The 12,960-nt window shown below is 36.4% G+C and carries 12 protein-coding genes; 8 read left to right on the plus strand and 4 right to left on the minus strand.

Annotation, left to right across the window (positions count from 1 at the left end):
- Positions 1–4: 4 nt before the first annotated feature.
- Positions 5–1,906: a RecQ family ATP-dependent DNA helicase gene (locus tag ACXAGJ_RS00080; protein WP_474835994.1), complete on the minus strand. Its 1,902-nt coding sequence runs from the start codon at positions 1,904–1,906 to the stop codon at positions 5–7.
- Positions 1,903–2,466 (minus strand): AAA family ATPase, encoded by a 564-nt coding sequence (locus ACXAGJ_RS00085; RefSeq protein WP_474835996.1) that lies wholly within the window; start codon positions 2,464–2,466, stop codon positions 1,903–1,905. The genes ACXAGJ_RS00080 and ACXAGJ_RS00085 overlap by 4 nt, the downstream gene beginning before the upstream one ends.
- 179 nt (positions 2,467–2,645) lie before the next feature.
- Here ACXAGJ_RS00085 and ACXAGJ_RS00090 point away from each other — a divergent pair, with 179 nt between their 5' ends.
- From ACXAGJ_RS00090 to murA, 7 genes are all read left to right on the plus strand, one after another.
- Positions 2,646–3,107, plus strand: a complete 462-nt coding sequence (locus tag ACXAGJ_RS00090) for a (2Fe-2S)-binding protein (RefSeq protein ID WP_073312718.1) — start codon at positions 2,646–2,648, stop codon at positions 3,105–3,107.
- Between the two features lie 19 nt (positions 3,108–3,126).
- The gene (locus ACXAGJ_RS00095; RefSeq protein ID WP_474835998.1) at positions 3,127–5,280 is read left to right on the plus strand and encodes a xanthine dehydrogenase family protein molybdopterin-binding subunit; all 2,154 of its coding nucleotides are present in this window, start codon (positions 3,127–3,129) and stop codon (positions 5,278–5,280) included.
- A 7-nt stretch (positions 5,281–5,287) separates the two neighbouring features.
- Entirely contained in the window at positions 5,288–6,349 is a 1,062-nt protein-coding gene (locus tag ACXAGJ_RS00100; protein WP_474836000.1) for an XdhC family protein, read from the plus strand.
- Complete coding sequence (locus ACXAGJ_RS00105) at positions 6,339–6,965, plus strand: nucleotidyltransferase family protein (RefSeq protein WP_474836002.1); 627 nt, start codon at positions 6,339–6,341, stop codon at positions 6,963–6,965. Before ACXAGJ_RS00100 ends, ACXAGJ_RS00105 begins: the two co-directional genes overlap by 11 nt.
- 67 nt (positions 6,966–7,032) lie before the next feature.
- Complete coding sequence (locus ACXAGJ_RS00110; protein WP_073312725.1) at positions 7,033–7,317, plus strand: DUF493 family protein; 285 nt, start codon at positions 7,033–7,035, stop codon at positions 7,315–7,317.
- A 158-nt stretch (positions 7,318–7,475) separates the two neighbouring features.
- Positions 7,476–8,117, plus strand: a complete 642-nt coding sequence (locus ACXAGJ_RS00115; protein ID WP_474836004.1) for a DUF4290 domain-containing protein — start codon at positions 7,476–7,478, stop codon at positions 8,115–8,117.
- A 47-nt stretch (positions 8,118–8,164) separates the two neighbouring features.
- Positions 8,165–9,481: a UDP-N-acetylglucosamine 1-carboxyvinyltransferase gene (gene murA / locus ACXAGJ_RS00120; RefSeq protein WP_474836006.1), complete on the plus strand. Its 1,317-nt coding sequence runs from the start codon at positions 8,165–8,167 to the stop codon at positions 9,479–9,481.
- Positions 9,482–9,538: 57 nt separating this feature from the next.
- Here murA and ACXAGJ_RS00125 read toward each other — a convergent pair whose 3' ends face one another.
- Both ACXAGJ_RS00125 and ACXAGJ_RS00130 read right to left on the minus strand, forming a co-directional pair.
- Positions 9,539–10,024: an SLATT domain-containing protein gene (locus ACXAGJ_RS00125; RefSeq protein ID WP_474836008.1), complete on the minus strand. Its 486-nt coding sequence runs from the start codon at positions 10,022–10,024 to the stop codon at positions 9,539–9,541.
- 232 nt (positions 10,025–10,256) lie between these two features.
- On the minus strand, positions 10,257–12,134 hold the full coding sequence (locus ACXAGJ_RS00130; RefSeq protein WP_474836010.1) for a sensor histidine kinase: 1,878 nt from the start codon (positions 12,132–12,134) through the stop codon (positions 10,257–10,259).
- A 247-nt stretch (positions 12,135–12,381) separates the two neighbouring features.
- Between ACXAGJ_RS00130 and ACXAGJ_RS00135 the strand changes: the two genes are divergently transcribed.
- Positions 12,382–12,954, plus strand: a complete 573-nt coding sequence (locus ACXAGJ_RS00135; protein WP_474836012.1) for a Crp/Fnr family transcriptional regulator — start codon at positions 12,382–12,384, stop codon at positions 12,952–12,954.
- Positions 12,955–12,960 lie beyond the last annotated feature (6 nt).

The raw sequence follows: 12,960 nt of genomic DNA on the forward strand, positions 1-12,960 counted from the left end.
TATTTTATACTAGTTGATACTTATTATTATCATTGATCTTAATGATCTGATGTTGATTCATTTCTTTTAATATCTTCAGAAGAAGTTGTTCAGGATATTCAAGGGTAGCGGTCAATTCCCTTGAAGATAATTGTTTTTCTTGTAATAACCTTATAATATGTTCCTGTATTTTGTGGTGATCATATTTTTGTTGCCCTTGTTTCAGCCTCGTGCAATAACTACAAATTCCACAATTCGTAGAAGTTTCTTCTCCAAAATAATGTAAAAGTAAATTGCTTTTGCACGTCGACTCGTTTTCGGTATATCGAATTATAGCTTCTACCTTTTTTGTCTTAGAAGTATTTTGAGCGGTAATATAGGGTTGTATTCGATGTATGGTTCTTTCATCCTCTCTTGGAACTAAAAAAATGATTTCGGCATCAGAACGTTTGTAATTGAACTCTAATAACCCGACTTCTTTTAGTTTTTGTAGCACAGAAACAACCTCTTGCTCTGGTTTTTCAATTTTTGAAGCAATAAAAGGAATATTGATTTCCACTTCTTCGTCAAAAATTCCACCATAGGTGCGTAGTATGGCTTTCATAGTTAACTCACAATCCGGATGGTTATCCAGATAATCCAGCAAATGATTTCCGGTGGTAGTGATAAACAGGTTGCTTTTTTTTGTAAAACGTTGCATAAAACGTAGCACACCACAGCGATCCAGTAGTTGAAGCGTGTTGTAGGTGGTTAAGGTATTTAAATCATACGTTTTACAGAAGGTATTGAATTCGAATTGATGCGAACTTTGTTCACCTTCTCCATACGGGATCTGAAAGTAGTTGCACAGTTTGCGATATACTGTTTTTACAGTTTCGGTATTAGGAAGTACCTTGATGAATTGATTGTATAGACGATTAGCATCATTATCACTTTTTAGAACAAAAGCGTAGGAAGGTTCACCATCTCTACCCGCTCTTCCAGCTTCTTGGAAATAACTTTCAATGCTTTCCGGAAGTGTATAATGTATAACGGTGCGAACATTTGATTTGTCAATACCCATCCCAAATGCATTGGTAGCCACCATAACTCTAATATCTTCTTTCATCCATTGGTCAAATCGCTGAGTCTTTTGCTCATTCGAAACACCGCCGTGATAATGAGAGGCGGTATAACCCGATCGATGTAGCAATTCACTCAATTCAACAGCAGATTTACGATTTCTTACATATACAATCGAAGAACCAGGATATTGATCCAAAATTTGTTTTAAACGAAATATCTTGTCATTGACATGAATAACGTGATAGGCCAGGTTGGATCTGTAAAAAGACTGTTTAAAAATTTTTGGCTGAAAAAGATCCAATTCTTTGATAATGTCTTCCCGAACACGTTCTGTTGCAGAAGCGGTTAAGGCAACCATGGGAACAGTAGGGTGCAGGGTTCTTAATACTGCAATTTTTCGGTAAGTAGGCCTAAAGTCGTTACCCCATTCTGAAATACAATGTGCTTCATCAATCGCAATAAGATTGATGTTCATTTGTTTTAGCCGTTCCTTTACAATGTCCTGTTGCAAACGTTCTGGAGATAAGTAGAGAAACTTATAGTTACCATAAATACAATTATCCAGTAAAGTATCTAGTTCTGTATATTTGATTCCGCTAGGAAGGGCTAAAGCTTTAATGCCTTTACTTTGAAGTCCTTTGACCTGATCCTGCATCAATGCTACCAGGGGAGATATGACCACACAGATTCCTTCTTTTATAAGTGCAGGTACTTGAAAACAAATGGATTTTCCTCCACCAGTTGGGAGTTGTACAAAAGTATCCTGGCCTTCGAGAATAGCATCAACAATATCTTCCTGAAGTGGCCTAAAACCATTGTGATTCCAATGTTTTTGTAGTATTTGTAACGGAGATGCTGTCAATCTAATTTTATGGTGTTAAGAATAAAATTGTTGCGTTCCTCGACTGTTCCAAAAGGAACTTCTATACAATTATAACCTAATTCGGTATAGGTATTTACTAAATGATGATGAATGTCTTGTGCTTGTTCGAAAGTTTCGAAGCGCTCTCCGTCGGTCACATAGATTTCTTTCCACGGAGGCAGTATAAATATATGATCGTATACATATTTTTTACTTTCATTGATAAAATGATCCTCATACGATTGCCCAAAATAATCCATGTAAGCGAGAACGTCGGGGATACCCCTGTCATAAAATAAAACCTTGTCCTCCTTGTCGTCTGCATCAACAAATTGCTTTATTCTGGCATTAAGTATGGTTGTATTGAATTGGTAAGGATCAGAAACTGATACAATGGGATTAGAAACGATACTATCCGATCCGTTGGTTAGTTTAGCTTCTTGAGTCATCGCTCGAATAACTTCATGAAAACAAAAAAAATGAGATGCTTCCAGTTTTAAAATGATAGAGGTTTTACCTGTACCGGGCGCTCCTGTAATAACTATTCTTTTCTTTATCAAAGGAATGATTTTGATACAAATTTCGGAATTATAAAAGGAATATGAAAATACTATTAACAGAACTATAAAGGTCTGTTAAAGTTGAATTTCTCAAGATTATTTTTTACTACCTTCAAATGCTATTGTTCCTAAATAGCTTTATTTAGACTAGTTAAAAACTAACACTAAAATTAAAACACATGCCGGTTTACAATCTAAAAATTAATGGAAAGTCTCATTCCGTAGAGGCCGATCAGGATACACCACTACTTTGGGTGCTTAGAGATCATTTAAACATGGTAGGAACCAAGTTTGGCTGCGGTATTGGTCAATGTGGTGCTTGCACTGTGCACGTTGACGGATCCGCAACAAGAAGTTGCCTACTACAGGTATCTAATGTTGAAGAAATGGAAATTACTACGATCGAAGGGATTTCTGAAGACGGTTCACATCCTGTACAACAGGCATGGAAAGAAGTGGATGTACCACAATGTGGATATTGCCAGGCAGGACAAATTATGTCTGCTACAGCCTTTCTTAATGAAAATAAGAATCCTTCCAAATCGGAAATTAGAGATGCTATGAGTGGTAATATCTGTAGATGCGCATCATACAATAGAATCGAGAGAGCCGTAGAGCAGGCTGCAAGTAAAATGAGCTAACCCAATAAAACCAACAACAATGAAACAAATCGTATCATCTTCTTTTAGCAGAAGATCATTTATAAAAACCTCAGCATTAGCTGGGGGAGGAATGTTAATTGGGTTTAACTTATTTCAAGCATGTAAACCTGAGGCTACTCCGCCCGTTGATGTGTCGCAATTGAACTTTAACGACTTTAATGCGTTTATCAAAATAGCCGATAATGGTATGGTAACTATCTTTTCTCCTAATCCTGAAATAGGACAGGGAGTAAAAACATCGATGCCAATGCTTATTGCAGAAGAGCTGGATGTAGCCTGGGATAACGTACATGTAGTTCAGGGAGCACTGGATACCAAAAATTTTACCCGCCAGGTAGCAGGAGGGAGTCAATCTTTACGATTAGGTTGGGAACCTTTACGACAAACAGGAGCAACAGCCCGACAAATGTTGATCAATGCTGCTGCGGCACAATGGGGTGTAGATCCTTCAACATGTACTACAGATAATGGAGTAATTACCAATGCTAACGGGGATAAACTAGGATATGGAGAAGTAGTAAAGCAAGCTGCTGCACTTCCTGTTCCTGAGAATGTAACCCTAAAAGATCCAAAGGATTTTAATATTATCGGGAAAGATGCTCAAAATGTAGATATTGATAACATTATTACCGGGAAACCGCTCTTCGGATTGGATTACAAAGAAGAGGGTATGATGTATGCAGTGGTATTACGACCTCCTTCTTTTGGGAAAACTTTGAAAGATTTTGATGCATCAGGAGCCAAAGCTATTCCTGGAGTTCAGGATGTGATTAAATTTGGAGATAAGATTGCCGTGTTGGCTAACAATACTTGGACCGCGATGAAAGGTAAAAAGGCGCTAACTGCCAATTGGGAGTCTGACGCGAAGCTAGAAAGCACCGAAGGACATGATAAAATCCTTACAGACTTATTGAATGGTAAGGAATTCAATACCATGAGAGCTGATGGAGATGTGAAAAAAGCATTTGCAGAAGCAGATCAGGTAATAGAGAGAACCTATGAGTCTCCTTTCTTACCACATAACTGTATGGAGCCAATGAACTTTTTTGCGGACGTAACCGCAGATAAAGTACGTTTGGTAGGACCTATACAAACTCCAGCGGGTACCGCCAGAAGAGTTGCAGAATTGTTGGAGAGAGATCCAGAGCAGGTTTCTGTAGAAATGACTCGTATGGGAGGAGGTTTTGGAAGACGATTGTATGGAGACTTTGCCTTAGAAGCTGCTGAAATTTCTAAACTCGCTCAAAAACCAGTAAAAGTAGTGTACTCTAGAGAAGATGATATGAGTGCAGGGATTTATCGTCCAGCCATAAAATATAGAATTAGTGCTTCTATCAAAGATGGTAAGATCACAGGATATCACCTTAAAGAAGCTTCTATCAACTCTAATATGTATGGTCTTATTCCTAATTTCTTTCCGGCAGGAGCCGTTGATAATTATCAGGTAGACGTAGCTAATTATCAAAGTAAGATAACTACAGGAGCTTGGCGTGCACCGTACACCAATTTCTTATCATTTGCAGAGCAGAGCTTCTTTGACGAAATAGCGGAAATTTTAGAGGTAGATCGAATTCAACTTAGATTAGATTTACTTCAAAATGTAAAGGGGACTACAGATGATAGAATCCAATACTCTCCAGAACGTCTCGAAAATGTAATTAAAGTAGCTGTAGATAAATCAGGATGGGGTAAGGCCCAAGAAGGCGTTTACCAGGGATTTAGTGCCTATTATTGTCATAACACTCACGTAGCAGAAGTGGCAGATGTGGTTTTAGAAAATGATGTTCCTGTAGTCAAAAAAGTAACCTGTGTGGTAGACTGTGGAATTGTAGTGAATCCTTTGGGAGCAAAAAATCAAATAGAAGGAGGAGTACTAGATGGTATTGGTCATGCCATGTATGGAGATTTTTCTTTTACGGATGGAGCACCAGATGCCAAAAACTTCAATGCATATCGTTTAATACGTATGAATGAAACTCCGGTAGTAGAAACGCATTTTATCCAAAACGATATTGCACCTACAGGTTTAGGAGAACCTGCGTTACCTCCTGCAGGAGCAGCAGTAGCAAATGCCATAAAAGCCGCAAAAGGAATACGTTTGTACAAGCAGCCTTTTGTAAAACATATGAATGTAAAAGCGCCGCTAGGATAGTCTATTTATGACACACGAGTTTAAAGAAATTATTCAGTCATATCAAATTGCGAAACAGAAAGGCATTCCTGCTGTTATGGCTACGGTAGTAGATGTAGAAGGTTCATCATATCGTAGACCTGGAGTAGGAATGCTTATCCTGAAAAACGGGAAAACCGTTGGAGCAGTGAGTGGAGGATGTGTGGAGAAGGAGGTTTTGAGACAATCTCAATCTGTTTTTGATACACATGTTCCCAAAGTAATGACTTATGACGGTAAATACCGTTTGGGTTGTGAAGGATTGCTGTATATTCTTATTGAGCCTTTTGATATTGACAATAATGGATTGCAATCCATAGAACAACATCTTTTTTCCAGAATTCCGTTTCAGATCAATTCTATTTTCTCAAAAGAGATTACTCAAGGCTCTTTTATGAGATCAATCCTTACTTTTCATAATGGAGAGAAGTTTAGTTTTTATCAATCTCCAGAAGAAGTAATTTCTGTTCTTCAGGAAGATGAATATGAGAGTTTTGAAAGAGAAATGCTTCCTTGTTTCCGGTTAGTTATTATTGGGGCAGAACATGATGCGGAAGCCTTGTGTACACTCGCTAATGCAACCGGGTGGGAAATCGAGGTGATTTGTTCTCCCAACGCTCCAAAAGAGCTGTCTGATTTCCCAGGAGCTACAAAAATACAACCTTTGGCACCGGATTCACTAGAAATAGCACATCCGGATCTACAAACGGCAATAGTGTTGATGACTCACAATTTTGCCAAGGATTTGTTGTATTTGCAAAAGTTAAAGGATCTACAAGTGGCCTATATCGGTTTACTTGGACCAGCCAGGCGTAGAGAAAAACTGTTATCGGCCTTGATAGAATATTTCCCAGATCTGGATGATGAATTTATGGAAATCATTCATGGACCTGCGGGATTAAATCTTGGAGCAGAAACACCACAAGAAATTGCAATTTCTATTATTGCAGAGATTCTTTCAGTAATCAGAAATCAGGAACCAATACCTTTACAAGCCAAAAAAGGAGCCATACATGATGATCCTAAAAGAAAAAAACTAGATGCTATCTAAATCTGAGAACGGCATTATTCATGTCATTCTTGCTGCTGGAGCTTCTACAAGAATGGGAGAGCCGAAACAACTATTACCCTGGGGTTCCTCCACACTTATTGAACATGCTATTGCGCAATCATTAGCCGTAAACAATAATAAAACTTATGTTGTTTTGGGTGCTCATTACGATTCGATTTATCAAAAAATAAGTCACTTACCTATTGCTATTATTCATAATCCTGATTGGGAATCTGGTATGGGTTCTTCAATAAGCAAGGCAATTACTGTTATTTTACAGGAAAATTCATCTTGTGATGGTGTTTTGATTTCGTTAGCAGATCAACCTTTAATAGATGCCAAACACTTGACATCCTTGATACAAGTTTTTGAGCAGCAGAAACATAAAATCGTAGCATCTAGTTTCGAAGGATTATACGGTGTGCCAGCTATTTTTTCTAACAACATTTTTAAAGAATTGCAGGAGTTGAGCAAGGATTTTGGTGCTCGAAAGATTATAAAGAAATACAAGGGTGCTTTAGCAGTTGTTGATGCATCTGCTATAAGCGTAGATATAGATACTAAGATACAGTATAACGAAATGATAGCAAGACATTTTCCAGAGGGAAATAATTAGTTTACCTGCTTCGGTAATGTAAATCTTAAACCTTATCTTTGGCCAAAATTTTGCTTAGGATAAGAATATGAAAGATTCTGAAGAATTTTATAAAAAATTAAAAGCGCAATTGGCCGATACAGCATTATGGCCAACTACATATTTGTACAAGTTTATTGTTCCTACAGAAGATGATAAAATTCAGCAAATTGAAGCTATTTTTGATAATTTGGGAGCAGTGATCAGTACCAAACAATCTAAGAATGGTAAATACACTAGTGTTTCCATAAATGTAAGGATGAAAAATCCGGATCAGGTTATTCTTAAATACAAAGAGGTTGCTGAAAAGGTAGAGGGAGTCATTTCTTTATAACCTAAAAATCATTAGATCTTTTGTTCAAGAAGATAGTAATATCCTCTTTTATTTTGCGTTTTTAAAGTAGCATACTTATTTTATTTTAGTATTTTGCGGAACGAATTATTTTTGCTTCACGATAGGAAGAGGATAACTTCACTGTTTATTTACAATTTATGGATATTAATAATTTAGAATACAATACTGAGCGCGAAAAGCTCATTATTCCGGAGTATGGGCGTCATTTACAGAAAATGATTAATCATGCAGTAACGATTGAAGATAGAGATGAAAGGAATAAAGTTGCAAAATCAATTATCGCGGTTATGGGAAATCTTCAACCGCACTTACGCGATGTACCAGAATTTCAGCATAAGCTATGGGATCAATTGGTCATCATGAGTGATTTTAAACTGGATGTAGATGCTCCATTTCCAATTTTAACAAAGGAAAAGCTTCAGGAACGTCCAGAACCGTTAGAATATCCTCAAAACTTTCCAAAATATCGTTTCTACGGAAATAATATTAAAAGAATGATTGATGTCGCAAACAGCTGGGAAGAAGGAGATCTTAAAACCGCTTTGGTATATACGATAGCCAATCATATGAAAAAATGTTATCTCAACTGGAACAAAGATACTGTTGAAGATAGCGTGATATTTGATCATTTGTTTGAATTGAGCAATGGAAAGATCAATCTGATTGGTAGCAGTGAAGATCTTACTGACGCATCAAATTTGATGAGAGGAAAGAAGAAAAAACAGCACTCTAGCGGCGGTAAGAAGAATTATCGTAACCGAGGAAAGAAAAGATACTAGTTTTTACAACCCAACTACAATACTAACCACTAATTTTCGACAACTACATGGGGACTTTTCAGATAGAAGGAGGGCATCAGCTTAAAGGAGAAATTACACCTCAAGGAGCTAAAAATGAAGCCCTGCAAATTCTTTGTGCAGTATTACTAACTCCAGATCAGGTAACAATATCCAATATACCAGATATTCGGGATGTGAATAAACTAATTGAAATCCTTAGAAATCTGGGGGTTAAAATTCAAAAACTGGATAAAGGTACATATACTTTTAAAAGTGATGATTTAAACCTGAATTATCTAGAAAGTGAACAGTTTAAGAAGGAGGGAAGCGGACTTCGAGGATCCATCATGATTGTTGGTCCGCTTTTGGCAAGGTTTGGAAAAGGATATATCCCTCGCCCTGGTGGGGATAAAATCGGTAGAAGACGACTGGATACCCACTTTGAAGGGTTTATCAATCTAGGAGCAAAGTTCCGCTATAATAAGGAAGAACGTTTTTATGGTGTAGAAGCGCCAGAGGGGTTAACAGGTACGTATATGTTACTGGATGAGGCCTCTGTTACCGGTACTGCTAATATTGTAATGGCTGCAGTATTGGCCAAAGGAACAACTACAATATATAATGCTGCTTGTGAGCCCTATTTACAGCAATTGTGTAAGATGCTCAATAGAATGGGAGCAAAGATCTCTGGAATTGGATCTAATTTGTTATCTATTGAAGGAGTAGATGCACTAGGAGGATGTGAGCATAGAGTATTGCCAGATATGATTGAGATCGGATCATGGATTGGATTGGCAGCGATGACCAAGAGTGAAATTACTATCAAAAATGTAAGCTGGGAAAATCTAGGGATTATTCCAAATACATTCAGAAAGCTAGGGATTACAGTAGAGAAATCTGGGGATGATATTTATATTCCTGCGCATAAAGACGGATATCAAATTGAAAGTTATATCGATGGTTCTTTTATGACTATAGCAGATGCTCCATGGCCTGGATTTACACCAGATCTTTTGAGTATTGTTTTGGTGGTTGCTACGCAGGCCAGAGGAGAGGTAATGGTACACCAAAAAATGTTTGAAAGCCGTTTGTTTTTTGTAGACAAACTTATTGATATGGGTGCTAAGATCATTTTATGTGATCCTCATAGAGCGACTATTATTGGTCATGATTTTAAATCTACTCTGAAGGCTACTACAATGGTATCTCCAGATATTAGAGCTGGGATCTCTCTGTTAATAGCAGCCCTTAGTGCAAAAGGTACCTCTACAATTCATAATATTGAACAAATAGATAGGGGATACGAAAATATAGATGAACGTTTACGAGCTATTGGAGCCAAGATCATTAGGGTGCAAGCCTAACTTTTATATATCAGTAAACAAAAATGCCATTACAAATGTAATGGCATTTTTTGTATGTCATTTCGCAAGATGATGTTCAGCTCCGTTATATTTTTTTATAGTTTTAATGGAGATTGGTATGGAGTTTTTTCGAATATCGTCCCATTTTATTTTTAATCGTTTGATTTCATTCTGTACGTGTTCTTGATCTTTGGATTCAAAGGTGAGTAAAAACTCAAACTCTTTACGAATTGCAGCGTATTCATTACCAGAATTATGATACTGATTCGCAATTTCCGGTAATTTTAAAAAAGCGAGAACACTGGTCAAAATGGTAGCAATAAGACTTATTAATCCTGTTAGTATCACCAGGAGTTTTTCATTATTGTCTTGTCCGAGAGAAGCAAAAATACTGGATCCTACTATTGCAGATAATACCGCAGATAAAATTCCAATATTTCTATGTTTTCTTCGAGTCGATTCGGCCATGGATAGATGGCATTTTAGAAGAATTTGGGCATCTACTACCCAATTTGTGATTAAATCACGCTGTTCTTGAGTCATGGATTTGATATTTTCTAGATAATCTGATTTTGAAAAAGAAAAACAAATTTGTTCATCATCAAATGACAACAGCTGGTTTTAAGAGCTGGTTTTTTTATTACTTCAAAAGTACGAGTACCCTAAAGACGAGATTAAAAGTATAAAAATATTCTAAACTACCTTTTATTTTGAGGGAGATAATGAGTATGCGCGGAATTTAAAAAAAGACAGTTCTTAGCATATAGGCAAAGCATTACTCTGTAGCATAAGGGATTGTGAAGTAAAAAGTAGACCCTTTATTTTTTTTGCTCTCTACCCAAATTTCTCCATCCAGCATTTCTACATATGCTTTGGCGATAGACAACCCTATTCCTGCGCCTTCTAAAGCATATCGATCCTCGATGTCTGCTTGTACAAAGCGATCAAAAATGGCTTTTTGTCTGTCTTTGGATATTCCAATGCCCGTATCCTTTACATAGAATTCTAGATGATTATCTTTTAACTTATACCCAAAATCTATAGCTCCTTTGTTGGTGTATTTAATGGCATTTTTGACCAGATTGGTTAATATCGCATTAAATTTTTCCTTATCGGTATTCACGATAGCTTCATCGTCACTTAGTCCATTGTTCAATGATAACTTAATATTTTTGCTATCAGTTTCGGGAGTGAAAAATTGATAAAGATATTTTGTTTGATCATTGACGTTAACTTGGGTATTATATAATTTAACCTGGTCTGCTTCAATTTTGGAAATGTCGATAATGTCTTTGATGATGTTCAGCATTCTTGCACCACTTTCTTTTATGAGATCCAGATAGAGCTGCTGTTCATCTCCAGTAAGTTTAGGTTCTTTTAATAATTCTGCCAATCCCATGATACCATTCATAGGTGTTCGTATTTCATGGCTCATATTTGCCAGAAATGCAGATTTAAGACGATCGCTTTCTTCAGCTTTTTCTTTGAGTCTGCTTAACTCAATTTCGTATAGCTTTATTTCGGTAATATCAGTGATTGTTCCTACATATCCGATGATCTCTTGTTCATCATTGTATTCTGGAATGGCTTGTCCTAATACCCAAGTAACAGTGCCATCTTCGCTAAGAAATCGATACTCTGCCTGAGAACTTTCTCCCTTGCCAGCGGCATCGTACCAACCTTTTTTAAGTTTCTTTCGATCTTCAGGATGTACAGCTTTAAGCCATCCATCATATGAGGCTTCCTCTTGGGATAGCCCAGAGATAGAACACCATTTCGGATTTACAAAAGAGGTTTTTCCATCTGCTTTGGTGATAAAAATACCAACAGGAACAAGATTAGTTAATGTGTGATATCTATTTTCGCTAAGTTGTATTGCTTTTTCTGCTACCTCAAACTTTTGCTTATAGGTAAGTGAGTGATAGACATCTTTAAAACTAAGATAACTAGATTGATAGGTTTCTTTTTCAAAATATTTAAGGTATATAGAGAAAAGAATACTGTAAAACACGCCCATAAAGACCTTAGATACTAGGCCAGAATATAAAATCTTCATGACATCTTCAAAAAACCAAAAAGAGCCCAATGAGAAAAAAATAGCATCAAAAGTCAATACTAACGTCATGGTGAAAAAGATCCTCAAAAATAAGGATGATATGTATTTTGATATGAATTCAAATAAGAAAATAATCAAAATTGAATCGACAAACAGAATGGCTGTTCCTACAAACAGCACAAATACATTAGTGTAGAAAAACTCTGTCGATATATCAAAGGGATTATAACTATATGCTCCTTCTATATTCCAGCGAAAAGACAATAGTAAAAAGGATAATAAAAGATTAGCAACTACTAGCGCATAGATAAGTCTTCTGGTAGTAATAGCATCTTCCTTAATATAGGTCATAAGAACTGCAAACAAGGTTGCAGAAAATAGTACCGAGGATCCGGGAGAAACTACCAGGGTTTCAGAAATCTCAAAGTAAAGAGTACTGGCTAGAAATACCTGAATGAACTGAAAAAGTCCTAATGAGGTGAATAGTAATCCTAACCCCATTACTGTGCGTAGTCTAAATAGCAGTAGAATTAATGAGGCTACTATTATACCTTGAAATAAGAAAATTGATATTTGGTGGTAGTTGATTGCGTCCATAAAATCCATCCATTTAAACGGATAGGGGTATGCATTAGATCATGTTTACACTTAACAAAATTTGATGTCTTACGGATTAGACAATCAAAAGTTAAGTTTTTTTTCCGGGATAACCACAATATTTTAAGGTATTCTACAAATTGTTATGTATTACTTTGAAGAATAATTCTAATATGACAAAACTCAGAAAGCTTCTTTTTGCATTTTAAGAAATATTTCGTTTTTTAGTCAAAAACCTAGGTGAACTTTGGAGGACTTAAAAAAAACGATACGATCGTATTCTGAGGTAAGTGATTCGGATATGGAATTTGGTCTTCGGTTTTACAAAAAACGAACCTTTAACAAAGGCGACTTTCTATTGAAACCAGGACAGTATATCGAGCATTTTTATTTTATGAAGCAAGGATGTGTTTCCTATTATACTATAGAGAATGGAACTAGCCAGGTCATGGAATTTTATACAGAAGGCTATTTTTTTACGGACCTATACGCCTATATTCAAGAAATACCATCCGGATCTTATTTGGAAGCTTTGGAAGATGTAACCGTATATTCGATTACCAAAGCAGATGTCCAAAAAGTATTCGATCACTCTCATCAATTAGAACGTTTCGGTAGATTATCTATGCAAAGAACATTTGTTATCAATTTTCAACGAATTAATGATCTTAGAAATCTTTCTAATCAAGAACGATACCTACAATTGCTAAAGAAACGTCCTGAGCTTTTTCAGAGAGTTCCACAATACCTTATAGCTTCTTACCTTGGGATAACACCTGTTGGGCTTTCGAAGATTCGTAAAAGATTAAGTGAGAAATAGGGAACT

The sequence above is a fragment of the Aquimarina sp. AWH4_224 genome, from assembly GCF_056160245.1.